Annotated in this window: 1 rRNA gene; it reads right to left on the bottom strand. The window is 56.4% G+C overall.

Going from position 1 to position 236, the window contains the following annotated elements:
• Positions 1-236: ribosomal RNA gene (locus tag ACYP03_RS27990) — 16S ribosomal RNA — on the bottom strand; the annotation flags it as partial.

A 236-nucleotide genomic window follows, 5' to 3' on the forward strand; every position in this document is an offset into this window, starting at 1 on the left:
GCTGCTGGCACGGAGTTAGCCGGTGCTTCTTCTGCAGCTAACGTCAAGGATGAGCACTATTACTACTCACCCCTTCCTCACTGCTGAAAGTGCTTTACAACCCGAAGGCCTTCTTCACACACGCGGCATGGCTGCAGCAGGGTTTCCCCCATTGTGCAATATTCCCCACTGCTGCCTCCCGTGGGTGTCTGGACCGTGTCTCAGTTCCAGTGTGGCTGTGCATCCTCTCAGACCAG

Source organism: Photobacterium sp. R1 (assembly GCF_054600795.1).